The 25144-nt window shown below is 66.2% G+C and carries 19 protein-coding genes; 2 read left to right on the top strand and 17 right to left on the bottom strand.

Annotation, left to right across the window (positions count from 1 at the left end; all coding sequences use genetic code 11):
- Position 1: 1 nt before the first annotated feature.
- From F4X41_06145 to F4X41_06095, 11 genes are all read right to left on the bottom strand, one after another.
- Positions 2-1390 carry an aspartate ammonia-lyase gene (locus tag F4X41_06145; GenBank protein MYB16601.1) on the bottom strand — a complete coding sequence of 463 codons (1389 nt, stop codon included), beginning with the start codon at positions 1388-1390 and terminating at the stop codon, positions 2-4.
- 101 nt (positions 1391-1491) lie between these two features.
- A complete protein-coding gene (gene secG / locus F4X41_06140; protein ID MYB16600.1) occupies positions 1492-1899 on the bottom strand; it encodes a preprotein translocase subunit SecG in 408 nt (135 codons plus the stop codon).
- Entirely contained in the window at positions 1751-2926 is a 1176-nt protein-coding gene (locus F4X41_06135; protein ID MYB16599.1) for a four-carbon acid sugar kinase family protein, read from the bottom strand. Before F4X41_06135 ends, secG begins: the two co-directional genes overlap by 149 nt.
- A 65-nt stretch (positions 2927-2991) precedes the next feature.
- A complete protein-coding gene (locus F4X41_06130; protein ID MYB16598.1) occupies positions 2992-3753 on the bottom strand; it encodes a DUF2437 domain-containing protein in 762 nt (253 codons plus the stop codon).
- Between the two features lies 1 nt (position 3754).
- Positions 3755-4555 carry an alpha/beta hydrolase gene (locus F4X41_06125; protein ID MYB16597.1) on the bottom strand — a complete coding sequence of 267 codons (801 nt, stop codon included), beginning with the start codon at positions 4553-4555 and terminating at the stop codon, positions 3755-3757.
- Positions 4548-5216, bottom strand: coding sequence for a hypoxanthine phosphoribosyltransferase (locus F4X41_06120; protein ID MYB16596.1), 669 nt, complete (start codon positions 5214-5216; stop codon positions 4548-4550). The genes F4X41_06125 and F4X41_06120 overlap by 8 nt, the downstream gene beginning before the upstream one ends.
- Positions 5217-5394: 178 nt before the next feature.
- On the bottom strand, positions 5395-5610 hold the full coding sequence (locus tag F4X41_06115) for a hypothetical protein (GenBank protein MYB16595.1): 216 nt from the start codon (positions 5608-5610) through the stop codon (positions 5395-5397).
- 14 nt (positions 5611-5624) lie between these two features.
- Positions 5625-5900: a hypothetical protein gene (locus tag F4X41_06110; protein MYB16594.1), complete on the bottom strand. Its 276-nt coding sequence runs from the start codon at positions 5898-5900 to the stop codon at positions 5625-5627.
- Positions 5901-5902: 2 nt separating this feature from the next.
- Positions 5903-8293 carry a transglutaminase domain-containing protein gene (locus F4X41_06105; protein ID MYB16593.1) on the bottom strand — a complete coding sequence of 797 codons (2391 nt, stop codon included), beginning with the start codon at positions 8291-8293 and terminating at the stop codon, positions 5903-5905.
- A gap of 15 nt (positions 8294-8308) precedes the next feature.
- The gene (locus tag F4X41_06100) at positions 8309-9577 is read right to left on the bottom strand and encodes a DUF58 domain-containing protein (protein MYB16592.1); all 1269 of its coding nucleotides are present in this window, start codon (positions 9575-9577) and stop codon (positions 8309-8311) included.
- Between the two features lie 5 nt (positions 9578-9582).
- Positions 9583-10065, bottom strand: coding sequence for an N-acetyltransferase (locus F4X41_06095; protein ID MYB16591.1), 483 nt, complete (start codon positions 10063-10065; stop codon positions 9583-9585).
- A 133-nt stretch (positions 10066-10198) separates the two neighbouring features.
- On the opposite strand from F4X41_06095, the gene F4X41_06090 reads away from it, so the two are divergent.
- Positions 10199-12424 (top strand): AAA family ATPase, encoded by a 2226-nt coding sequence (locus F4X41_06090; GenBank protein ID MYB16590.1) that lies wholly within the window; start codon positions 10199-10201, stop codon positions 12422-12424.
- A 29-nt stretch (positions 12425-12453) separates the two neighbouring features.
- Here the strand turns inward: F4X41_06090 and ligA are convergent, their stop codons facing one another.
- The 6 genes from ligA to F4X41_06060 all read right to left on the bottom strand — a co-directional run bounded on the left by ligA (position 12454) and on the right by F4X41_06060 (position 23749).
- Positions 12454-15093 carry an NAD-dependent DNA ligase LigA gene (gene ligA / locus F4X41_06085; GenBank protein ID MYB16589.1) on the bottom strand — a complete coding sequence of 880 codons (2640 nt, stop codon included), beginning with the start codon at positions 15091-15093 and terminating at the stop codon, positions 12454-12456.
- A gap of 236 nt (positions 15094-15329) precedes the next feature.
- Positions 15330-17333, bottom strand: a complete 2004-nt coding sequence (locus F4X41_06080; GenBank protein MYB16588.1) for an acyltransferase family protein — start codon at positions 17331-17333, stop codon at positions 15330-15332.
- Between the two features lie 45 nt (positions 17334-17378).
- Complete coding sequence (gene metE / locus F4X41_06075) at positions 17379-19670, bottom strand: 5-methyltetrahydropteroyltriglutamate--homocysteine S-methyltransferase (protein MYB16587.1); 2292 nt, start codon at positions 19668-19670, stop codon at positions 17379-17381.
- Between the two features lie 115 nt (positions 19671-19785).
- Positions 19786-21156, bottom strand: a complete 1371-nt coding sequence (argH, locus tag F4X41_06070) for an argininosuccinate lyase (protein ID MYB16586.1) — start codon at positions 21154-21156, stop codon at positions 19786-19788.
- 168 nt (positions 21157-21324) lie between these two features.
- The gene (locus tag F4X41_06065) at positions 21325-22551 is read right to left on the bottom strand and encodes an argininosuccinate synthase (protein MYB16585.1); all 1227 of its coding nucleotides are present in this window, start codon (positions 22549-22551) and stop codon (positions 21325-21327) included.
- Positions 22552-22573: 22 nt separating this feature from the next.
- Entirely contained in the window at positions 22574-23749 is a 1176-nt protein-coding gene (locus F4X41_06060) for an aspartate aminotransferase family protein (GenBank protein MYB16584.1), read from the bottom strand.
- 243 nt (positions 23750-23992) lie between these two features.
- Here F4X41_06060 and F4X41_06055 point away from each other — a divergent pair, with 243 nt between their 5' ends.
- Positions 23993-25030 carry an N-acetyl-gamma-glutamyl-phosphate reductase gene (locus tag F4X41_06055; protein MYB16583.1) on the top strand — a complete coding sequence of 346 codons (1038 nt, stop codon included), beginning with the start codon at positions 23993-23995 and terminating at the stop codon, positions 25028-25030.
- Positions 25031-25144 lie beyond the last annotated feature (114 nt).

Raw genomic sequence — 25144 nt, 5'->3', positions numbered from 1 at the left:
CTTAGCGCACCCCGGGAGCCGTCATCGGCGTCGGGTCCAGCGCCTGGTCCAGTTCCGCCTGGCTCAGGTCGGTCAGCCGGCGGGCGACCTGCGGTATCGACTCGCCGGTCCGCACCGCCTCTTTGGCTATTTCGGCCGCCTTGGCATAACCGATGCGCGGGGCCAGCGCGGTTGCGAGCATGGTGTTGCGCTCGAGCCAGTAGGCGAGCATTTCCTCGTTGGCTTCGAGGCCGGCGACGCAGCGTTCGGCGAACACGTCTGCCCCGCTGGCCAGGATCTGGATCGACTGGCAGAGGTTGAACGCGATCACCGGCATCATGACGTTCAATTCGAGTTGGCCGGCCGCCGCCGCGTGCGTGATAGTCGCGTCGTTGCCGTAGACCTGCAGGCAGATCATGTTCAGGCATTCGGCCATGACCGGATTGACCTTGCCCGGCATGATCGACGATCCGGGCTGTACCGCAGGCAGGCGCAGCTCGTCGAGTCCGGTCCTGGGCCCGGAGCCGAGCAGCCGGAAGTCGTTGGCGATCCGGGTCAGGTCTACCGCCAGGTCGCGCAACGCCCCCGACAGCCGGGCAAAGCGCGCCATCGACTGCATTGAATAGAACAGATTCGCTGACGGTTGCAGCTCCAAGCCGGTGATTTCACCCAGTTCGGCAACGACCGCGCGCTGGTAGCCGGTTTCGGCGTTCAGACCGCTGCCTACCGCGGTGCCGCCGATGCTCAGTTCGGCCGCCGCCGCGGCCGCCCCGGCGATTGCCGGCCGGTGGCGGCGGATCGCTTCGGCGTAGGCGCCGAACTCCTGCCCCAGGCGGACCGGAGTCGCATCCTGCAGGTGGGTCCGTCCGGTCTTTACATAATCGGCCCAATCGGCGGCCCGCGCCGCCAGCTCGTCGGCCAGCTTCTTAAGGGCCTGGTCCAGACCGGGCAGCATTTCCAGCGCCGCCAGGGCGATCGCGGTGGGAATCACGTCGTTGGTGGACTGGGCCATGTTGACGTGGTCGTTTGGGTGTACCGGCGCGTATTCGCCGCGCCGGGCGCCGAGCAGCTCGTTGGCGCGGTTGGCCAGCACCTCGTTGGCGTTCATGTTGTGCGACGTTCCCGCCCCGGCCTGGAAGACGTCGACCACGAACTGGTCGAGGTGCCGTCCCTCTTCCAGCAGCTCGTCGGCGGCGGCGACGATCGCGTCGGCCAGGCGCGGTTCCAGGCGCCCGCTCTGGCGGTGCACCTGCGCGGCGGCTTTCTTGATCGCGACCGTAGCCCGGACGAAAGCGGGATGCGGCGCCAGGCCGGAAATCGGGAAATTGGACCGGGCCCGCTCGGTCTGAATTCCCCACAGGGCCTGATCGTCAACCGCCAGTTCGCCCAGCGGGTCTTTTTCGGTTCGCATACGGTTACGCCAATCCATCCCGGCCAATCAGATTCTGAGGATAGAAGCCGCCGGCGGCGGAATCACGGTGCAAGTTGCCACGCGGCTGCCGGCGCGGGCGATCAGACCGCCAGTCGGACCACCAGCGCGGAGACGAGGAAAAAGGCTATCGCGGCGGCGACCGTGAACCGGTACAGGACCAGGTCGAGACCGCGGCGGGTCGCCCGGAAGCTGTCCGATTGCCCGAATGCCGAGCCCAGCCCGGTGCTGGAGTTCTGCATCAACACGGCGCCGACCACGGACACGGCCAGCAGGATCTGGATTATCTGCAGGACAGATTCCAAGAGGTGACCTCGGTTATTTGACGGGTGCGCAGGGATTCTAGGCCGGCCGGCTGCGCAGCCAGCCGATGCCGTCGTACAGCGCGGCGGGGTCGCCGAATCCCCCGGCTTTGGTGACGATCGGCAGACCGTCGCCGGTGCCCCCGGAAAGGACCGCTCCCGGGATCCCAGGCTGGATTTCTCCGGCAATCGTGATCGAATCGACGGCCAGGTGGTCGACCGCGATCGCCGCAGTCTCGCCGCCGGTCAGCACGAACCCGGTCCGGCCGCCCGCCGCCAGCGCGCCCGCCACCGTTCCGATCCATTCGATGATCCGGGTCACCAGCGACCCGTCGATTGACGAGCCGACGTGCCCGGGATGGGCGATCCAGACCCCGTCGCGGTCCAATTGGCGGCTAGCTTCGGCCAGCGCCCGGCGGGCGGCCCCCGACCGGCCCAGGTCGGGCCGAAACGGCGTCTGGCCCAGCAGGCCGGCAGCGACATCGACCTGCCGCGCGGTCTCGGCGGTAAACGATCCGGCGATCACCGCCACGCGTTCGCAGGCCGGTCGCGGCAGGGGCGCAATTCCCTCGGCGCGACCCGGGTCGAGGTGGTCGGCCAAACCGGCGGAACCGGCCACCAGGCGGTCCAGGCCGGCCAAAGCGGCGGCGGCGGCGATGTTGGCGAGATCGGCGTCGCTGGCCGCGTCCGGCACGATCACCCGGTTGCCGGCCGCGACCTGGTTTTCAAGTTCGCGGGCCAGCTCGGCCGGCTCCATTCGCACCGAATCAAGCGGTATGCCGCCGGCCCGCAACCGGCTGTTACGGGCAATCGATTCGACTATGTCGGCGCCGGCCGTGGTCCGCGGCGGCCTGCCCCCCAATTCCGTAACCACCGTTTCCACGCCGGCGACCAGCAGTCTGCCATTGACCACCGTCCGGCCCTGCCGGGGGTACGCGGGACTGAGGACGCACGCGGCGGCTCCGGTCACCGCGAACATGGCCTCCAGTTCACTGGCCACGTTGCCGCGCATGGTCGAATCGATCTTCTTGTACACGCGCCGCGCCGACCGGCTTGGTCCCCGGGCCAGGTCAAGAACCTTGGCCCGCGCGCTATCGGGATCGTCGGCGCGCGAACGTGATGAGAGAACCAGCACCCCGGAACGGTGGCCGGCCCCCGCCGCGGTCGAAAACACCGTCCGGTGACCGCGTTTGGCGAACTGCAGCCCGCAGTCCATGGCGCCGGTGAAATCGTCGGCGACGACGAGCCACTCATACGCGGTCGTCGGCGCGACGCGGTTTGCTACCGGTCGTTCCTTACCGGATTGGACAGCACGCCGATCCCGCCGATTTCGATGTCCACCACGTCACCGGCAACGATCGGCGCGACGCCGGCCGGAGTGCCGGTCGCGATCACGTCGCCCGGCAGCAGCGTGGCGGTGCGCGAAGCGTCGGCCACCAGGTAGGGCACGTCGAAGATCAGGTCCGAAGTTGAAGCCGACTGCCTAACTTCCCCGTTCACCCGGGTGGCGATCGCCAGGTCGAACGGGTCAAGGTCGGTTTCGATCCAGGGGCCGAACGGGAAGAAGCTGTCGAATCCCTTGCCCCTGAACCACTGCGATTCGCGGCCCTGCCAGTCGCGCGCCGAAACGTCGTTGCCGCAGGTGTAGCCGAGGACGTAGTCGAGAGCTTCCGACTCGGACACGTTGCGCGCCCGCTGGCCGATTACCACCACCAGTTCGCACTCGTGCTCCACGTGGTCCGAAATCTTCGGCAGAAGGATCGGGTCGCCGGGATTGGCGATCGCGGTGTGCGGCTTTAGGAAGAACATCGGAAACTCCGGCGCCGCCATGCCGGTTTCGGCGGCGTGGGCTGCGTAGTTCAAGCCCACGCAGATCACCTTCCGCGGTTCGCAGGGCGCCAGCAGGTCCACCGCCTCCAGCGGGCCAACCGGCCTTCCGGCCGTGCAATCGCCGTAGGGGTCGCCGTCGAGCGCGTGCACGCTCCCGTCGACCAGGGTTCCCCAGGCCGGGCCGTCTGCGGCGCGGTAACGAAGAATTCGCATCTCAGGATTGACCTCCCACCAGGTCCCAAGCGTTCAGGAGTTGCAATGCCGCTTCGCTGGCCCCGTTCGGGTCGGCGGCCAACAGCCCGCCGGCGCAGCCGGGCAGCGTGCGCAGGTATGAGTGCCGGATCGCCGCATTCACCAGGCGGGCTGCGAACCGGTCGTCCTCGGACAACTCGCGGCCGATGACGACGAGCGTGCGCGCGGTGATGTGGCCGAGCAGATGGTACAGATCGGTCTTTGCCAGCGACCGGCTCAATGCCACCGCGCAGTCCCGGTCGGCGGCGGTTGCGATCTCGGCCGCGCGGGCCAATTTGTCGGCGGGAAGGCCGGGATAGAGGTGCTTGCCCAGGTACTGGGACAGCGAGTCCGTTTCCCAGTCGATATCGGCAAGCTCCTCGGTCGCTTTGTCGGCCGGCTCCGAGTCCAGGGTGATGGGGTTGGGTTCGAATAGCACCAGTTTGAACACGAGCGATGGGTAACGGGCGGCCAGGCTTATGGCTACCGAGGCGCCGGCCCCGGATGCAAGCACGCTGCAGCGCTGGATTTCGGCCCCGTTTATCGCGGAGCGGATTTCATCGGCCAGGGCGTGGACGGTGCAGCCGGTCGAAGACTTGTCCGAATTCCCGAAACCGCGCAGGTCGAATCCAAGGACTCGGAACGTTTCGTCGAAGCAGGGCAGGGCTTCCTGCCAGCTGGCGGAGCTGCCTAGGAACGGGTGCAGCAGGATCACCTTGTGGATCCCTTCGGGGTTCTGCTCGGTGTAGAAGTAGCGCGAGCCCCGGCAGCGAATCTCAGGCACCGTCCGGCTCCTCCAGCAATCCGATGAACGGCAGGTTGCGCCACTCCTGGTCGAGGTCGAGGCCGTACCCGATCAGGAAACCGGGTTCGGCCCGGATCCCGACGTAGTCGACGCTGAATCCCGCGTCGTCCCGGATGCGTTCCAGCAGGCAGCAGGTCCGCAGCGACGCTGGACCGAGGGACTTCAGATACGAGACCGTCTGGTCGATGGAATAGGCCGTGTCCGAAATGTCATCGACCACCAGAACGTGGCGCCCGCGGACCGGACCGGTCAGATTCAGGGTCTGCTCCAATACCCCGGAAGACTGGCGGCCGAAATAGCTTTTCTGGGCCAGGAATTCGAGCTGCAGCGGGAAGTCGAGTTTTCGGACCAGGTCGGCCGCGAACATGAATGAGCCCTTGAGAAGCACAACCACTACCGGGTTCAGCTCGGCAAGGTCGGCGGTCAGCTGACCGGCCAATCGCTCGATCGCGGCTTCGATCTGCCGGGCCGAGTAGCGAACGCCGACCCTATCGCCGTATCCGCGACTCAATCCTTTTAGCGCCCCTGGCCGAACCGCTGCGCCAGCGCGCGGGCAATGTCGGCGGTCAAGCGTTCTGCCCAGGCCGCCCCGCGCTCGAATTGCGCGATCGGGTTCACGACTTTCTCCTCGACTACCGATTCGATCCGGGCCGAGGCGTTCTCGACGGTGCGGCGGTGGCGCCGCAGACTGCGCCGCGTAAGGGCGGTCGCTTCAACGATCGAAACCGAGGCGATCACCGCCACAACCGACAAGGCCACCAGCAACACAAGCTGGATGGCGACCAGGATGATTAGCGCGACGCTGGCCGCGTCGGACATTATTCGCGACTACGCGGACGGCGCTGGCGGCGGGCGAATCGCGACCTGATCATGGCCTCGGCGTCGTTGGCTGCCTGCTCGGCATTTGACTTAAACGTCGCCAACCGTTCACCGACTTCGCTGACCGAGCGGCCGCGCCGCACACCCAGCATCACAGCCGCCAATACATTCCCGAGGACGAACCCGATCAGTCCGCCCAACATTGCGTACAACATAGGTTTTCACCGGTTCATCTCCGGCGGAGAAAAATGCCAAGTACTTGCTGCAGCGCGGTGGTGGATAGGATCGTCCGCAATGCCGATCCGGCCCGCGATTCGACCGTCGTATTGACGACCGATTCGAGCGTGGACGCGGTTTCTGCCAGGCTTTCGACTATCGGCAAAAGCTCGCGTCGGAGCATGTTGACGAAACGCCAAAGGACGGCGACCGTGATCAAGGCGGTCAGTGTCGAGAGCACGGCAACTGCCGCGAGCACGATCACCGCCGCGTCTCTGACCTCGCCCAACGTCAAGTTGGCGACCCCCGTCCAATTCGTTTGATCCACCGGCGCAATACCAGCTTGTACAGCGCCGGCCGCAGCCTTGTCCAGGCTGTCTCCACTCGGTGCCTGTCCGCCGGGTTCAGGCCACCGGGGCCGTAGATCGACCTTGCGTAGTGCTGGGCGATAACTTCTGGCGGGCGTAGTCCGGGGGCGTCTTCCCAGGGGCCGTCAAGAGTCGCTGATTCGACCAAATCGGCCACCTGTATGGCAGATTCCAGCGGAGTTTTGGCCGCCGAAAAATTATATCCGCCCCGCCCGGCCAGTCCGAGCATGGAGCGGTAGATGGAGGCGGTTCGCGAAGCCGACGACTGCAATCGCGACCGCAGCCAAAGCCCGATCGGAATCACCAACGCAAATCCTGCCACGCTGGCCCCCACCGCGATCACGACCGGAAGGACCGCGCCCAACTGGGTGGTAAGGCGCTGCAAAAGGAACTCGTCCTCCGGCGCCAGCTCTTCAAAGTCCTCGAACTCAAGGCTGTCCAGGAGATCCGAAAAGTCGATTTCCGACGGGTTTTCAATTACCGGGTTTGCCGCACCGACATCGGTGCCGAGGCGGGCCACCGGGGCGCGGTACCCCGACGGCTCGAAGGGAACCCAGCCGTACCCGGGGAAAAATACCTCGGCCCACGTGTGGACTTCTTCGGGCCCCGCCACCCAGGCGGCGGCCTCCTCGTCGAAAAGCCCGGTGACGTAACCGGTCGCCAGGCGCGACGGGAGGCCGTTCAGCCGCGCCAGGATCGCCATCGCGGTGGCCGCGTACTCGGCGTGACCGCGGCGATATTCGAACAGGTAAAGGTCGACGACGTCGTCGCCGAGCGACGGCGGCGGAAGATCGATCGCGAACGGATAGCGCCGCAGGAAGAATTCGATGCCCTGGGCGGTGTCGAAATTGTTCTGCCCGGACGCGCCGAACCGATTGGCGAGCTCCCGGACCCGCGGGCTCACATCCGGAATCTGCAGATAGCGGTCGATCCAACCCGGGTAAACGCTCGGCGAATCGGCCAGCTGATCGGGCGTGGCCGCCGAAATGGTCGACTCGGCCGAGTAGGCCAGCCGTTGTCCGACCCGGCGGGTGGCGCGGATTGTGGAGAACTCGGTCAGCTCACCGTGCTCGGGACTCTGTACCAGGTACGGGCGGTTGACCGAGACCGCATCGCCGGGTATGTAGAGGATCGAGGAATCTGAGTTGTAGATTTCGAAATTGGCCTGGACGGCCACCCGCGCGGCCGACTCGACGACTTCGCTGATCCGTTCGTCCGGCGCCAGGGTCGTCAATTTGTTGGCGGTGTTTTCCCAGCGATCGCCCAGGAACCGGTCGTAGGTGGAGCCGCGCCAGTAGTAGGGCCGGGTGGACCGGACGATCAGCAGGGCGCTGCGCGAGAAGGGCAACGAGGCGCCCACTGAGAACGACTGCTGGCCCGAAAACGCCGAGATCGAAGAAGGATTGGACACGCCCGAGAAGAGCCGGGTCGTGGCGGCCTCGACGTCGCTCCAACCCTCGCCCAGGTAATTCCAGAACGCCGTTGCCAAAGGGTTGGCGGTAGCCCGCGGCAGAACTACCGAGATTCCGACCGCCAGCACGATCGCGACCAGTGAAAGGGCGGCCATGTTCACCTGCAGCTCGGGGGCGTACTCGGTCCGCCTCGCCTCCCAGCGTCGCGTAAGCGAGCGCATGTTTACCAGGACCATCAGCAAGAGGAGGGCCACCACGAATACGACGAACGGCATCCGTACCGGTCCCAGATACGTCGTGTTGATCGCCAGCGTGATCCCGGCCGGCAAGGCCGCCAGCGCGGCCGATCGGCGGCGCAGGATTCCCCAGGCGGCAAAGTAACCCATACCCCAGGCGCTGGTTGCCATCCAGAAGACGAACACCTCGTTGTCGGCCGAAGGAGTCAGGTTCACCAGCGCTTCGAACCAGTCCAGCAAGCGCAGCCAGAGCTCCGATCCGAAACCGACGCTGGTGGTTATCGCCCCCAGCAGCGGTTGCGGACCCGGAGTTTCGCCCTCCACGGTCGCTTGCAGCCATTCCCAGGTGCCGGCGCTCATCTGGCTGAAGCTCGGCCAGAGTTCGGTCGGTCCCGGAAAAACCTCGGCCGCGACCACGAAGCTTGCCGCAACGCCGGTCAGGACCCCCAGGGCCAGCACCACCGGTCCGGGGGCGCGGGTCCGGCAGGCCGCCGCCCCGATGGCCAGTCCCAGAATCGCCAGCGGGAACATCACGAACGTTTTTTCGACCCAGCGCGCGTCGTGGACGGCGTAGACCGGCGCCAGCACCACCGCGATCGCCAGCAGGGCCGGCAGCCAGTCGATCCCGCGCTGACGCAGCCCGGACTGGTCGAAACTGCTGGTCATAGTCGACACCGCCGTTCAGCCGCCGGCGACCATCGTCGCCGGAACTCCGGGCGGGGGCTCAAAGTCCGGCCTGATGCTGGCAAATTCCTGACCCGCCCGCAGCGTCCGGATTCCTATTCCCGACAGCGCCGCCAGACTCACCAGGTCGGCCGCGGTGGCAGGACCGCCGAAGCTGTGGGCGTCGATGTGGACCGCGGTGCAGTTGATACGGCGGCGGGTGAGCTGCCCCAGGGCGCTTATCCACTCGGGGTCGCCGTCAGAGGAAATCGCCACAATCGAGACGCCCGGCGCCAAGCCCTGGCCCAACTCGGACAGGGTCAGCGGAAAAACCTCGCGTCCGTGCGCCCGCAGGACCGCCAGGTGCTCGAGGATGCGCCAGAGTTGCTGCGGACCTTTCTGAGGCTCAAGCACGACCCGCTGATCGCCGCGCGCGGCCAGGCCGACGGCGCGCCCGGCGCGGATCTGCTGGTAGGCGACCGCGGTGGCTACGATCACCGCCAGTTCCTCGGTCGTATCGGCACCGCGCCCGGCCAGGACAGCGCGGTTCAAGTCCAGTGCGATCCAGACGCTGGCGGCCGGTTCCAGGTCGAATTCCTTGACGGTTATCTGGCCGCGGCGTGCGGTCGAGAGCCAGTGGATCCGCTTCATGGGATCACCGGGCGCGAAGTCGCGGATGCCGGCCGCGTCGGAGGTGATCTGTTGGGTCCGCGAGGACGAACGCGAAGAGCCGAACTGATGCCCGGCCGGCACCGTCAACTCTGGCATCAAGGCGATCCGCGGATAGACCACGAACGAAGTCACGCGCGGGAAATTGAATTCGGCGGCAAAAATCCCGAACGGGTCGCCGGTGCGCACGACCATCGGCCCCATCGTGAAAATCCCGCGCCGCAGCGCCTTGCCGCTGCTCTGCCAGACCTTGGTCTGGCGGGCGTCGAGGTTTTCGGCGATCGAGGCCGAGTAGCCGGGAAAGTTCGACTGGTCCTCCAGTTCGACCATGAGCACCGGAAGGCGACCCAGATTGGTCAACCGGAATTCCTCGGCCACTTCGTCGCCGGCGAATGCCGCCTTAGTGACCAGCGAACGGGCCATGCGGAGATTGGTTACCGAGCGCGAAACCCAGTACCAGGTCAGCACGACCAGCGCCGCGGTCACGTAGAAGAACCAGTAGACGATCGCCGACGTTGTCACCAGCGCCAGCACGCCCAGCACACCCACCGACAGCAGCGCCAGCGGCCGCAACAAGGTCACGACCGGCCGGTCGGGGCTGAGGATCGCGCGCCGCATCAGGCCTAGAGGTCGACCGTCATCGCGATCTCGTCACAGCGGTCGTATTTGGGGCACTTGTAGCACTCGGTCCATACCTTGTGGGTCAGCGAATCGCGTTCGGAGACTGTAAACCCCAGACGTTCGAAGAATCCGGGCTGCAGGGTCAGCGTGAAAGCCTGTCGGATTCCCAGCGAGCGAGCTTCGTCAAGGCAGCGCTCAACCAGCTCGCGGCCAAGTCCCCGGCCCTGCCAGGAATCGGCAACCGCCAGCGCCCGCACCTCGGCCGTATCCGGGGGCATGAGGTGGAGCGCGGCCACGCCGACCAGTTCGTCCCCGTCGAATGCCACCTTGTAGTCGCGCAGGTTTTCGATGATGTCGGCGATCGGGCGGGGCAACATCTGATCGGCGCGCGCGAACGGTTCGATCAGGCGCGAAATCGCGCCGGCGTCGAACAGGGTGGCAGCCCTGATCAGGGCGGGAGCTTGAGACTCGGTCAACTGGGCCATCGGCGGAACCTGAAAATCGGCTGCGGCGGTGCCAGATTTTCACACCCTGACGGAATCCGGCCGGCGCTCGCCCAACTAGCATTTGCTTTGGAGAGTTGACCGCCGGTCCGGGGGATCGGACGCGCCCAGGTACATGAGTCACCCCAGCTACCACGACGAATTGCTGAATCCCGAACAGCTCGAAGCGGTGCGCCACGTCGACGGCCCGATGATGATTCTGGCCGGGGCGGGGTCGGGCAAGACCCGGGTCATCACCCACCGCGCCGCTTACCTGGTCGGCGGACTGGGGATTGCGCCGGAGCGGGTCCTGGCGGTCACCTTCACCAACAAGGCCGCCTCCGAAATGCGCGAGCGCGCAGTAGCGCTGGGGGGATCGATCCTGCACGCGGCCCAGATCTCCACGTTCCACCGCCTGGGGGTCCGCCTGCTGCGCCGTTTCGGGGAGCGGATCGGGATAGATCCGAACTTCTCCATAGCCGACGCCGACGACCAGCGCAGTGTTTTAAAGCACGTCCTGGCGCGGCGCGGACTCGACAAGGCCGGCCTGGGCCGCAACGTCGAGAGCCACATCATCGCCAGCATCGCCCGCGCCAAGGACGAGTTGGCCGATCCGCTGGAGCACTACGCGGCGACTGTCGACTTCCGCCTCGAGCCGGAGCTTTTCGGCGACATTGCGTCCGACTACGAACGCGAGCTGGCTGCCTCAAACGCGCTCGATTTCGGCGACCTGCTGGCCCGTCCGGTGAGTCTCTTGAGCGAGCATCCGGCCGTCCTTGAGCATCTGCAGGGCCGCTATCTGCACCTGATGGTGGACGAATACCAGGACGTCAACCAGGCCCAGGACACCCTCATGGGGATGCTCGCGGGCGCCCACTCGAATCTGGTGGTGGTCGGCGACGACGACCAGTGCATCTACACCTGGCGCGGCGCCAACGTGGACCTGATCCTGGGATTTGCCGACCGCTATCCGGGTGCCCGGGTGGTGCGCCTGACCCGCAACTACCGTTCATCGGGAAACATCCTGGAGTGCGCCAACGGGCTGGCCGGGGGCATGAACCGCCGCCATGAAAAAGAGCTCTGGACGCAGCGCCCGTCCGGGCAAAAGATCACGGTCATCGAAGCCTCCGACACCGAAGACGAGGCCGAGGAAATCGCCCGCGAGATCGCCCGGCTCACCAACCAGGGCATTCCGGCCCAGCAAATCGCCATCCTCTACCGCGTCAACTCCCAGTCGCGGGAGCTGGAGACCGAGTTGCGGCGGTTCAACATCGCCTACGTGGTGCGCGGAGCCCCGGAGTTCTACCAGCGGCGCGAAATCAAGGACCTTATCGCCTACCTGCGGTTGCTGTACCGCGACGCGGACCTGATTTCCTGGCGGCGGGTGCTCAACACGCCACCCCGCGGGATCGGGCCGGGAACGCGCGAGCAATTGGAGTCGCTGCGCGCCGATCTGGGACTGCCGGTGGGTCAGCTGATATCACTTTTGGCCAGCCAGGACCCCGACCTGCCCCCCAACGGTCTGACTTCCCGCGGACGCGGCGCGCTCGTTCGGCTGTCGGACGTGATCGAATCGCTCCGCCGGGACGCCGCGGCGGTTTCGTTGCCCGAGTTGCTGATGGCGGTGCTCGAGCGGACCGGCTACCAGCGTTACCTGACCGAGGACGATCGGGGCGAGGATCGGCTCGAGAACGTGCGTTCCCTGCTGGACAGTCTGGCGGTATATGCCGGGCTCGAACCGGCCGAGGCCCTCGGCCAGTTCCTTGAAGACGTGGCCTTGATCGCCGGCGGCGACGACGCCGCCGGAGTGGGCGCCGAACGGGTGGAGCTGATGACCCTGCATCGCGCCAAGGGCCTTGAGTACGACTGCGTCTTCGTTTGCGGTTTCGTGGACGGGCTGATACCGCACCTGCGCAGTCTGGACCGTGACGTCGACGAGGAACGGCGCCTAGCCTACGTGGGCATGACCCGGGCCCGCAACCGCCTGTATCTTTCTTACTCGGCCCGGGCACGTCGGTACTGGGGACAGCAATCTCAGGACCCCTCGCGGTTCCTTGTCGACCTGCCCGCCGACCTGCTCGAGTACCGGGCCACCGAGAGCTACGGGCACGGCGTTGGCATGGAGTTGTTCGCCCTCCGCCGGAGCCCCAGATTCGAGCCGCCGCCGCCGGTCGATCCCGACCCGCAGTTTGCGCCCGGCCAGGAGGTGCAACACGCCACCTTCGGCACCGGAGTAGTCCTGGAGTCCCAGATCGCGCGCGGTGAGGAGATCGTCAAGGTCCGATTCGACACCGGCGAGACCAAGAAACTGGCCGCCGCATACGCCCGCCTGGTCCCGGTCGCCGCCGCCGAATCCGGCTGAATCCGGCGCGGAGTCCGGGCGCCCGGAGCCTATACCGAAAGCAGTTCCCGCAGCTCGTCCTCGCTGAGGATCGCCACCCCCAACTCCCGGGCCCGGGTCAGCTTGGAACCGGGTTTGTCACCGGCCACCAGGTAATCCGTGTTATTGCTCACCGATCCGGTCACCTTGCCGCCCGCGGAACGGATTTGCTCCCTTGCTTGGCGGCGCGTCATCTGGGAAAGCGCGCCAGTCAGAACAAACGTCTTGCCGGCGACTTCGGGGGACGCCGATGCCTGGGATGGCTCGGGGTCTTTTAGGCGCAGCCCGGCCTGGCGTAGTTCTTCGATCAACGCCCGGTTGCCGGGATCCTCGAAAAAGGCCGCCACCGAAGCTGCGATGAGCGGGCCGATCTCGTCGACCGCCGCCAGCTCCTCGGTCGAGGCACCGGCGATCGCGTCGAGATCGCGGTAGTGCTGGGCGAGCAGTTCGGCGGTTCGTTCCCCGACGTGGCGTATTCCCAGCCCGTAAAGCAGGCGCTGCAACGGGGCTTGCTTGGATCGCTCCAGCCCGTTGACTACCCGGGCGGCCGATTTCTCACCGAGCCTGATGGGGTTGGGAATCCGCGCAAGTTCTGCGACTTCCAGGCGGAACAGGTCGGATGGCCGGCCGACGAGCCCTCGTTCGACTAGGTGACGTGCGAGCACGCCGCCAATTCCGGCTACCGCCCCCGGCAAATCGCCAGCGGGCCTGGTAAGGCGCTCAATAAAGGAGTGCAGGCGCCGAGAGTCCCAGACCGGGCCTTCGGCGGAGGGCGGCCCGGACCGCCGATCGCCGACGGAGTTGAACGGGGGGCCGGACGTTTCGAGGTCGCGAACGAGAGTTTGATTTGAAGGGTCGTTGAAGAACGACTGCAACGAGTTCTCCTGTCGTTCGTTGACGCAACCGCTTGCCTCGAGGGCTTCGCGCGTTACCGCGGCAAGCTGACCGATTCCCGAGTGCGTTCGACCAATCGCGGCGGCCACGGATGGACCGACGCTCGGGATGTTGAGCGCGTACAAGACCCTGCCCAGGTCGATTCGATCGCGGGCGGCGGCGAGTTCGTCGATCAGCGACTCGGCAGCATCCTCAGCCAACAGGAACGAATCCTTCTCGAGGTTGGCCAGCAACAGGGGGTCGAGCCGGTACAGGTCCGCCAGTCCGCGGACGTGGCCGGCATCGACCAATTCCTCTACCAGCCACTCGCCCAGGCCGTCGATGTCCATTGCCGCCCGGTGACCGAAATGCAGGATCGATTGCTTGAGCCGGGCCGGGCAACGTGCGTTCGGGCAGCGCCATACCACTTCGCCTTCGGGCCGCTCCAGGGCGGTTGAGCACACCGGACAGGCGCTTGGAACCGGAATCTCGTTGCGATCCGGACCGTGCCTGATTACCCGCAGCACCTTCGGGATCACGTCGCCCGACCGCTCGACCAGGACCCTGTCGCCGATCTGCAATCCGAGGCGTTCGATCTCGTCGAAGTTGTGCAGGGTCGCACGCGCCACAGTGACTCCGCCGATTCGTGTCGGCTTCAGGTGCGCGCGCGGCGTGACCGCGCCGGTTCGCCCAACCTGCAGATCCACGTCCTCGATGATCGTTTCGGCTTGCTGTGCCAGCGGCTTGGCGGCAATTGCCCAGCGCGGCGCCTTGGCGGTCGCGCCCAGCTGCCGCTGGTCCTGGGTCGAATCGACCTTGAAGACCAGGCCGTCGATCTCGTATTCCAGCGACTCCCGCCGGTCCATCCAGCGATCGCGGAATTCGCGCAGGCCTTCAAGCCCCTCGAGTTGCTGGCGATGCGGATTTATCTTGAATCCCAGTTCCTCCATCAAATCCAAGCTCTGCCAGTGCGATTCACCCCAGGGCTGGCCATAAACCAGCAGCGAGTATCCATAGAAGTCCAATCGACGACCCGCGGTGACCGCGGGGTCGAGCATGCGCAGCGTGCCGGCGGCGGCATTCCGCGGATTGGCGAAAACATGCCCGCCCTCGGCTGCTTGGCGCCGGTTGAGCGTCGCGAACGCGGTCTTGGGCATCACCACTTCGCCGCGCACTTCGAAGCCGCGGTCGATCCCTGAGTCGGATAGCAGTCTGCGATCGACCGTCAGCGGCAGCGAGCGTAGCGTTCGCGCGTTGGGGGTTATCACCTCGCCCGATATTCCGTCGCCGCGGGTCAACGCCAGCGCCAGCCGTCCCTCGGCGTAGCGCACCGCCATCGAGACTCCGTCGAGTTTTAGTTCGCCGACATAGGAGACCACCCTGCGATCGGCGCCTTCCCGGACCCGGCGATCGAATTCGGCCAGCTCGTCATCGTCGAACGCGTTGTCGAGACTGAGCATCACCGACGAGTGCTCGGCTTTTTCGACTCCCGGGCGCGGAGCACCGCCGACCCGGCGGGTAGGTGAATCGGGGGTTGCCAGCTCGGGGAATTCCTCTTCCAACTCCAGCAGCTGGCGCAGCATCCGATCGAATTCGGCATCACCAATTTCAGGGCGGTCGAGAACGTAGTAGAGGCGTTCGTGCCGGACCAATTCGCTGCGCAACCGGGCGATCTTTTCGGCGACCTCGCCGGAGTCTGGTTCGGCGGAAGGATCGGCTGCGTTCACTTTGTTGGGCTGCCCCGGTACCTGGTCGAGCGGCGACAAATCGGGTCGCATCGCGCGCTTAGATTTTCCCTTTGCCGGTCACCGGTAAGGAATTCTGCCGGCCCTCATCATCGCTTTGGTTCGCGGCCCGTGCTCAGCGAACCCCAAATATCCGTTCGGCCGGCATTTGCGTCGATGAAGTCAATTGCCCGGCCGCCGGGGAGCGACCGGGAGGCCGAGCGGACCGGGCGGCAAAAACGTTCCGTGGCGGTCGCTTCGCGCCCCGGTGCGCGGCATTTATGAAGTGGTCAGGGCGATATCGCGTCCGCGATCAGGGCCGTGTATGCGTCCTGGCCGACCTCGGTCAGATGGACGTGGTCCCCTTCGAGCCAGTCCGGTCGGTCGCCGCTGATCGTGTGCCAGTCGATGAACCTGACCTTGCTCCAATCGGCAGTGGGAGCGAGTTGATCGTTCACGAACGATTCCCAGGAGCGGGGCGCGCGAATGTTCAAAACGACCAGGCGGTCCAATCCGATGCTCAGGCGGCGCAGCTCATCGAGCTGGGCGGGATCAAAGACTCCGTTCGTTCCGAGGTGCAATACGACCACTTCGGAGCGCTCGGCCGGAGGCTTGGCCACTTCGGCCCGAATCCGGGCGACCCCTTCCGGGAACTGGGCCGACTGGGCGGCTTCGACGCGAATCTGCGGAAACTCCGCCAGCAGATTGTCGGCAGCGCCCAGCATCACCGAGTCACCGATCGCCAGGACGCGCTCCCAGGCGGCCGGATCCTGCGCGACCGGTCGGGCCGGAGCGGTGCCCGGCTGGTACCGGATCGAAATCAGGTTGCTGGTAAAGGCCGCGATCTGACCGCTGGCCGGCGTATCCGGCGGCGATTCCTGCTGCTCCCGATTGGCAATCGCGATCGGCGGGCCGGACGGGGTCGCAGATTCCCCGGCGGGCCGATCGCGGACGGACTGTTGCTCCGGCGTTCGATGCCCCGCCGCGGCGCCCGGTTCGTCAACGCCGGCTGCCGCCGGTACCGAGTCGGGTGCGAACTCCAACGCCGTGAAGGTGGTGTCCGGGAGTGATTCGCGGTGTCCGGCCGCGGCGATTGCGCCGAAGGTGGCCAGGAGCACCAGGCAAATCGAAGATGCGACCACGCCCGGAAACTCCGAACCAAAGCCGGCGCGGGTTCGCCGTATCATTCGCCGCAACCCGGGCAACGCGGGCCCCCGCGCTGGCGCGATCTCCCGGCGCAGCGGGACTTCGACCAGGCGGAAAGAGAATTCCGCCAGCGCAACCAACAGCACCAGTCGCAACAGGGTGTCGAACGGCTCCGACAACTCCGCTCCGGCCAGCGCCGCGGGCGCCGGCAGCAACAGCAACGGCCAATGCCAGAGGTAGATGCCGTAGGAGCGCCGGCCGAGCCAGCGCAACGGCCGCCAGCTCAGGGAGCGGACCATGGCGTTTTCTTCGGTCGTGGCGACTACGACGGCCAGCCCGGTCAGGATCGCGACCCCCAGGTAGCCGCCGCGGTAGAGGAATCCGTCCCACTCGTGCAGCAAAGACATTGCCGCAAGGATTCCGATCAGCGCCACCGAGCCGGCCAGGGTCAGAACGACCCGGTTTGCGGGCACGGTCTGAGGCCGGGCGCGCACGAGGACGGCTAGAGCCGAACCCACCGCCAACCCGAACGCGTGCGTGTCTGTGCCGAAGTAGATCCGCGAAACGTCGGTGAACGGGACGTAAAGCATCCCCATGAGCAGCGCCGAGGCGGCCGCCAGAACCAGGGCCAGGATCCCAACTGCGCGGCGTCCGCCCAGGCGCAGCGCTACGACGACGACCAGCGGCCAGACCAGGTAGAACTGCTCTTCGACCGCGAGCGACCACAGATGCGTGCCCAGCGACGGTTGCCACTGGGCGAAGTACGGTACGTCGCGCAGGATGAAGTCCCAGTTGGTGACGAACACCAGTGCGAACCGCACGTCCTGGACGAAGCGAGGCAGCAGGTCCGGCGCTGCCAGCAGCAGGTAGGCGGCCACGCCCGCCAGCATCAGCAGCAATGCGGGCAAAAGCCGCGCCGCGCGCCGCCGCCAGAAACCGGCGAGCGAAATTGCGCCGCTGCTTTCGCTCTCGCGCAGCAGCAGGGTGGTGATCAGGAATCCCGAGATGACGAAGAAGACGTCGACGCCCAGGAATCCGGCCGGCAGCCAGGCGGCGCCGGCGTGAAACGCCACCACGGCCAGGACGGCTAGGGCCCGCAGCCCGTCGAGCGCGGGCCAGTAGCGCGGTGAGGGGCTTGCAGGGGTCATCTTCGGCGCGCCGTCCTGGCGCGGACGCGGTTCCCGGTCTCTAGGTCAGGCCGGCGTAGTCTGGAGTTGCCGCATTCGTTCGGTGGCGGCCACCATATTCCGCAATGCTGGTTCGACTTCCTCCCAACTTCTGGTTTTGAGTCCGCAGTCGGGGTTCACCCATAGCTGTTCGGGCCGCAGGTGCTCTAGCGCGGCCTGCAGTCGCCGCTCCATCTCGTCCGTCGACGGGATGCGCGGCGAATGGATGTCGTAGACGCCTGGCCCGATCTCGTTCGGGTAGTCGAACTCGACGAAGGATTCGAGCAATTCCATGTTTGACCGCGAGGCCTCGATCGAGATCACGTCGGCGTCGAGGGCGGCGATCGCTTCGATGATGTTGTTGAACTCCGAGTAGCACATGTGGGTGTGGATCTGGGTCGAATCGGCCGCCCCGGATGATGCCAACCGAAAGCACTCGACCGCCCAGCGCAGGTAGTCGGCGTGCTCGGCCGCGCGCAGCGGCAGGCCCTCGCGCAGGGCCGGCTCGTCGAGCTGGATCACCGAAATGCCGGCCGCTTCCAGGTCGGCGACCTCGTCGCGCAGCGCCAGCGCCAGTTGCTGGCAGGTCCGCTCGCGCGGCTGGTCGTCGCGCACGAACGACCACATCAGGATCGTCACCGGCGCGGTGAGCATGCCCTTGACCGGTCGCTTGGTGAGCGATTGGGCGTATTCGGACCAGCGGGTCGTCATCGGCTCGGGGCGCCATACGTCGCCGAAGATCAACGGCGGCCGCACGCAGCGGGTGCCGTAGCTCTGAACCCAGCCGTTGCCGGTGAACGTGATTCCTTCGAGCTGCTCGCCGAAGTACTCGACCATGTCGGTGCGTTCGAATTCACCGTGCACCAGCACGTCGATGTCCAGGTCCTCCTGGATCCTGATGGTGCGGGCGATCTCGGTGCGCAGGAAGTCTTCGTACTGGGCCAGCGTCTGGCGGCCGCGGCGGTACGCCTGCCGCTCTCGGCGGACTTGACCGGACTGCGGGAAAGAGCCGATTGTCGTGGTCGGTAGCGGGCGCAGGTTCAGGTGATCGCGCTGCGCGCCGGATCGCTCCAGATAGGGGGAGCGTCGACGGACCATGTCTTCGGTGATGCCGGCCAGGCGCTCGGCCACGGCGGCATTGTGAATCCGCCCCGAGCTTGCCCGCGAACGCTGCGCGGCGCGGGCGCCGGCGAAGGTTCCTTCGTGGCCCGGACGCCCGTTCATTGAACCGGCGACCGCGGCGATCTCGCCCAGCTTCTGTCTGGCGAACGCCAACCACTGCTTTAGTTCTTCGTCCAGTCCGGTCTCGTTGTCTAAATCCACCGGGCAGTGCAGCAGCGAGCAGGAGGATGCGATCAGCACGCGCTCGGCGCCGAGTTCGGCGACCGCTACGCCCGCGCGCTCCCGGACCCGATCCAAGTCGGCGCGCCAGACGTTGCGTCCGTCGACCAGACCCAGCGAAAGGCTCCAGCCGTTGGCCTTGGCGGCCGCGACCGCCGGTTCGAGTTGATCCGGCGCGCGCACCAAGTCGACGTGCAGGGTCCCCAGCGACAGGCCGTCCAGCAGGGACAGGTTCTCGTTCAGCGCACCGAAGTAGGTTCCCAGTACGATGCTCGGACCGGTGGCAGCGAGCCGGCGGTAGGCGGTCCGGAACGCGTCGGCCGCGGTCGGGTCCAGGTCGGTCACCAGGACCGGCTCGTGCAATTGGACCTGATCGACACCGTCGCGGTCCAATTCCCTGAGCAGTTCATCGTAGACCGGTAGCAATTTGTCGAGCAGGTCGAGCGGGTTGGAGTCGTCGACCGATTTGCTGAGCAACAGGTAGGTGACCGGCCCGATCAGCACCGGCGTCGTCTTTATCCCCAGGGCGAGTGCTTCGGCAAATTCCGAACGCGGCTTGGTCGAGTCGAGCGCGAACTCCTGGTCGCGCGCGAGTTCGGGCACCACGTAGTGGTAGTTGGTGTCGAACCATTTGGTCAGATCGCAGGCGTGCACGTCGCCCTGCGGGCCCTGGTATCCGCGCGCCATCGCAAAGTACACGTCGAGCGGGCTGAGGCCCGCCAGACTTCTGAACCGCTCCGGCACCGCTCCGACCATTTCGGTGGTGGCGAGAACCTGGTCGTAGAGCGTGAAATCGTTGCTGGGAATCAGATCGATACCGGCGTCGCGATGGCTCTCCCAGACATAACGGCGCAATTCGGCGGCTTTGTCCCGGAGTTCATCGGCGCTCAGCCGGCCGCTCCAGTAACGCTCGACGGCGCGCTTAAGTTCGCGCTTGGGCCCGATTCGCGGGTAACCCAAGCTCAAGCTTCTGATCATGAAATTGGCCTGAACGGGGCGTTTTCTGAAGGGCCTGGGAGCCGGTCGCGGAAGGCCGGATCCGTTGGCCGCAGAAATTCTATTTGAGTTTTGGTACTTTCCGCACGGGGGCGGGTCAGTCAAGCGGCAGGTTCGGCAGCGCCGCCTGAACCCGCTGGCGCTCCGATCCGGCCCAGCTCTGGGCGGACTCAACCTGGGCCCGCACCTGGACCGGGGCAGTCCCACCGGGCGAAGTCCGCGCCCGGACCGCCCAGCCGGGATCCAGCCGCTCAAGCGCCCGCTCATCGAAGTTTTGGTCGATGGACCGCAGGGTCTTAAGGTCAACCGACGCCAGGTCACGGCCCTGTCGTTCGAGTTCGGCGACCAGGGCTCCGACTGCGGAATGGGCGCGGTCGAAGGGCACCCCTTTGCCGACCAGATAGTCGGCCAGATCGGTGGCCGCCGACGCCCCCATCGCGGCGATTTCGGCGAGCCGATCGGAGCGGAAATGCAGATTGGCGACCAAGCCGGTCATTGCCAGCAGGCCGGCTAGGGTATCGTCCTCGGCTCCGTAGACCGCCTGCTTGTCTTCCTGCAGGTCCAGGTTGTAAGCCAGCGGCAGCGACTTTAGGGTCGCTTGGAAACCGGCCAGCCGGCCGATCGCGGTTCCGGCCCGACCCCGCACCAGTTCGGCCACGTCGGGGTTCTTTTTCTGCGGCATGATGCTGGATCCGGTTGCCCAGGCGTCGGGCAGCACAACCGCCGCAAACGGCTGCGAGGCCCAGATTACGATTTCTTCGGCCAGCCGCGAGAGGTTGACCGCCGCCAGGCTGCAAAGCTGCAGGAATTCGACCACGAAATCCCGGTTGGCTACCGCGTCGACGCTGTTGTTGCAGGTCCGCCGGAAACCGAGCCGCCGGGCGACGTATTCGGGGTCGATCGGGAACGAGGTGCCGGCCATCGCGCCGGCGCCGAGCGGCAGTTCAGAGGCCGAGTCCAGGCCGAACGCGCAGCGCCGGCAGACTCGCCGCAGCGCCTCTGCGTGGGCGAGCAGATGGTGGGCCAGGAGAATCGGCTGTCCGACCTGCAGATGGGTCATCCCGGGTGCAATCGTGTCACCCTGTTCACCGGCCCGCCCCACCAGCGCCTCGAAGAGGTCCAGCGAGGCTTCCCAAATGTCGGTGGTGGCCCGCCGGACGTATAGCTTGAAGGCCGTGGCGACCTGGTCGTTGCGCGAGCGCGCCGTCCGGAGATGACCGGCGCTGGGGCCGACCGCCTCTCCCAGGAGCCGCTCGACCAGCGCGTGAATGTCTTCGTCACCGCCGTCGACGGGAACCCCGTTGGCGGCGAAGTCCGCCGCGATCCCGCGCAGGCCGGCGACCACCGATTCGGATTCAGCCGGATCCACGATCCCGCAGCGACCGAGCATTTCGACGTGCGCAACCGCGACCGCAAGCTCCTCGCGCCAGAACCGCGCGTCGCGGCCGAGCGAAGAGGTAAACGCCATCGCGGCGCTGCCTCCGCCGGCGCCCAATCTTCCTGCCCAGAGACTCAAGCCAGGTTCGTCCTCCGCCGCTTAAGGCAGCGGCATTTGCCGGCGGTCCAAATCCCCGGCACCACTTGTAGCCTAGATTGTCGGCGCTGGCGGGCGACAGCGTCGGTGCCCGGTCGAGTCTTAGTTGCCCCCGGGTGGTAGGAGCTTTTCGCCCCCGGCGCCGAGTTGGAGCTGCGCCTGGGTCTGCTGACTGAGGCCGTGCAGCTTTATGAAACCGACGGCGGCGTTGTGGTCGAAGCTGTCGTCGGCGCCGTAGGTGGCCAGTTCCGGACGGTAGAGCGAGTCCTCGGAACTGCGCCCGGTAACGGTGGCGTGTCCCTTGTGCAGCCGCATCCGCACCGATCCGGTGACCTTCTCCTGGTTGGAGCCGAGGAAAGCGGCCAGGTCGCGGTGCAGTCCGGAGAACCAGAGCCCGTCGTAGACCATTCGCGCGTATTCGGCCGAGACTTGCGCCTTAAAGCGCATCTGGTCGCGGGACAAAGTCATCGTCTCCAGCGCGTAGTGCGCCCGGTGCAGAATCTCGGCCGCCGGCATCTCATAAATCTCACGCGACTTGATGCCGATCAGGCGGTTCTCGATATGGTCGGCCCGACCGATCCCGTGCCTTCCCCCGATCTCATGCAGGCGCGTAATCAGCTGCACCCCGTCCATCTCCTCGCCGTCGAGTGATACCGGGACGCCGGCCTTGAACCCGATCTCCAGATCGAGGGGCTGGTCCGGGGCATCCGCGGGGTCGGTGGTCCAGAGCCAGACGTCGTTGGGCGGCTCGTGCCAAGCGTCCTCGAGCACGCCCGACTCGATACTGCGGCCCCACAGGTTCTCGTCGGTCGAATAGGGGCTCTCGACCGTCACCGGAATATCGAGGCCGCGGGCGGTGGCGTATTCGATCTCCTGGTCGCGGTTCATGCTCCATTCCCGGATCGGGGCGATGATGCGCAGATTTGGATCCAGGGTGCCAATTGAAACGTCGAACCGCACTTGGTCGTTGCCCTTGCCGGTGGATCCGTGCGCGACCGCCACCGCGCCGACCTTGTGGGCGGTTTCCACTAGCAGCCAGGCGATCAACGGGCGCCCCAGCGCGGTCGCCAGGTAATAGGCGTCCTCGTACTTGGCCCCGGCCTGCAGCGACGGAAATACAAATCGTTCGACGAAAAGCGCCCGCGCGTCCTCAACGTGGGCCTCGATTGCGCCGTTGGACAGCGCGCGTTCTGGGACCCCTTCTAGCTCGCGGCCCTGGCCCAGGTCGATGGTGAGGGCGATCACGTCGAGGTCGTAGTTCTCCTTGATCCAAGGGATCGCCACCGACGTGTCGAGTCCGCCCGAATAGGCCAGGACTACCTTTTCCATAACCTGGTCCCGGAGTTGGCGGTCAGGCGCCGATGGACTCGGCGATGATCGACAGGGCGTTGTCGATTTCGTCGTCGGTGACCGTGAGCGGCGGAACCATCCGGATCGCGGCCGCGGCCACTTTTACAACGATCAGTCCGTTATCGCGCGCATTGGCGACGACGTGGTCGGCCAGCTCGGGGGATTCGAGTTCGAATCCCTGCAACAACCCGACGCCGCGGACGTCGACGACCTTGCCGCTGGGCCGCATGGCGTTCAGCCCGGCCACAAGCTGGTCGCCCCGCTCGCGGACGTGCTCGAGCAGCCCGGTATAGCGGATTGCCTGCATCACGACCCGTCCGGCGGCGCACATCGCCGGTGAACCGCCGAAGGTGTTCCCATGATCGCCGGGCCGCAGGGTCTGGGCGTGCTCCTTAAAGAGCACCGCTCCCAGCGGGAATCCGCCTCCGAGGCCTTTGGCCAGGCAGATAAGGTCCGGTTCAACGCCCCAGTGCTCGAATCCGTAGACGTAGCCCAGGCGCCCGATCCCGGTCTGCACCTCGTCGAAGATGAGCAGCAGGCCGTTGCGGTCGCAGATTTCGCGCAACCCGGCCAGGTACCCGTCCTGCGCCGGCCAGACGCCGCCCTCGGCCTGGATCGGTTCGACCATGATTGCGCATGTATCGTCGCCCACCGCCGCTGCGATGGCGTCAAGGTCATTGAAATCGACCTGTTTGAAGCCCGCCGGCATGGGCGCGAAGGGGACCTGGTAGGCAGGCGTACCGGTCGCCGCCGTCATCGCCAGGGTCCGCCCGTGAAAGCCGCGGGCGGCGGTGATTACCTCGAAAGCGCCGTCGCGTTGATCGCGGCCGAATTTGCGCGCCGCCTTGACCGCGGTTTCGGTCGACTCGGCTCCGCTGTTGGTGAAGAAAACGCGATCGAAGGGCGATTCGTCGAGCAGAAGTTGAGCCAGTTCAATCTGCGGCACGCTGTAGTAGAGATTGGAAACCGTTACCAGCTGGCGGGCCTGGTCGGCGACTGCGTCGGCGATATCTGAATTGGCATGGCCGAGGCAGCATACCGCAATCCCGGCGACAAAGTCGAGGTATTCGCGACCCTCGGTGTCCCAAACGCGGGTACCCTCACCGCGGACCAGGGTCATTGGGGGGCGCACGAAACACTGCGCGTAGTACTTGTCGGCGAGCGCTTGCCAGTCCATGTCGAAAAGAGCCCGGGGTGCTGGGAATGGGGCGTGGATCGGCCCTGAGAGCCGAGAAGGATTTTAGTGGGGAAAAATTGCCCGCTTACCGGCGGGGCCAATGGACCGGGCCGAAACCCGACCGGATGTGGCGGCTGAAGCGATCGCGACCGGGCGCGAAAGGGCCATTTGGGCAATAGACTCTTGATTGCGATCGGCAATCGATCGTCCGGCTCAGTACCAATTGACAGGCCCAAACTCCGTATGCGGGCAACGATCATCAATGCGACCAGCTACTTTGGTCTCGAACTGGTGCGGCTGCTGAGCACACACCCGGCGTTCAAGATCCATGAACTTACCGCCCGCAGTCACGCCGGCCGATCGTTCGGTGACGTTTTCCCGCACGCTCGGACCTTCGACGGCGGGAGGGCTGCGGAGATTCGGCTGGTCGCGACTGAGGAAGTCGGGCTGGACACCGAGGTGGTTTTCTCATGCCTGCCACATATGGCTTCAGCGGAAGTCCTGGCGCCATTCATGCAGGCCGGGGTGCGGGCGATCGACGTGAGCGCCGACCTGCGGCTGACTTCGGCAGACGACTATCAAACCTATTACGGCCACCCGCATCCCCGGCCGGACCTGCTGGGCGATGCGGTCTATGGACTACCCGAGCTGCACCGCGAAGAGATTGCTGCGGCGCGGGCGGTCGGCAATCCCGGTTGCTATCCCACCGCGGCCATCCTGTCGGCGGCGCCCGCGCTCGCCGCGGGGTTGATCGAGCCGGACATCGTCTTTGATGCCAAGTCCGGAATATCCGGCGCCGGACGGTCGCTAAAGCTCGACAGCCACTATTCGGAAGTGACCGAGAGCATCCACCCTTATGGCGTCGACGGGCACCGGCACGCAGCGGAGATGATCCAGGAACTGGAGCTGATCGCGGCGCGAGAAGTGGCGGTCACGTTCATCCCTCACCTGACGCCCATGATCCGGGGCATCCTCTCAACCGGTTATGCCCGCCTAACCCGACCGGCGAAACCGGCAGAAATAGACGACCTCTACCGCGATTTCTACGCCGACGCGCCGTTCACGCTGGCGTTGGATCAGCCTCCTCGCAGCAAATGGGTTGCCGGCTCAAACTACTGCGCCGTGCATGCCCGCCCCAGCCCCGACGGACGGAGGCTGATGATGTTCGGAGTGGTCGACAACCTCGTGAAGGGCGCGGCCGGCCAAGCATTGCAGAACGCCAACCTGATGGCCGGTTTCGACGAACGGTGCGGCCTTGAAGTGGCGCCGGCTTACCCCTAACGCCGGCCTCGGTCGGGCGGTCCAAAGCCGCCCCCGGCGAAGATCTACGGGTCGGGAAATCTTTGTCCCCGCGCGGTGTCGTGGGCGGCCATAGGATGCGCAGGGCTCGGGTAA

The organism is Chloroflexota bacterium (assembly GCA_009840625.1).
GTDB lineage: Bacteria > Chloroflexota > UBA11872 > UBA11872 > VXNJ01 > VXNJ01.
The sequence above is the reverse complement of the archived record's forward strand: the minus strand, read 5'-3'. Positions and strand labels throughout refer to the sequence as shown.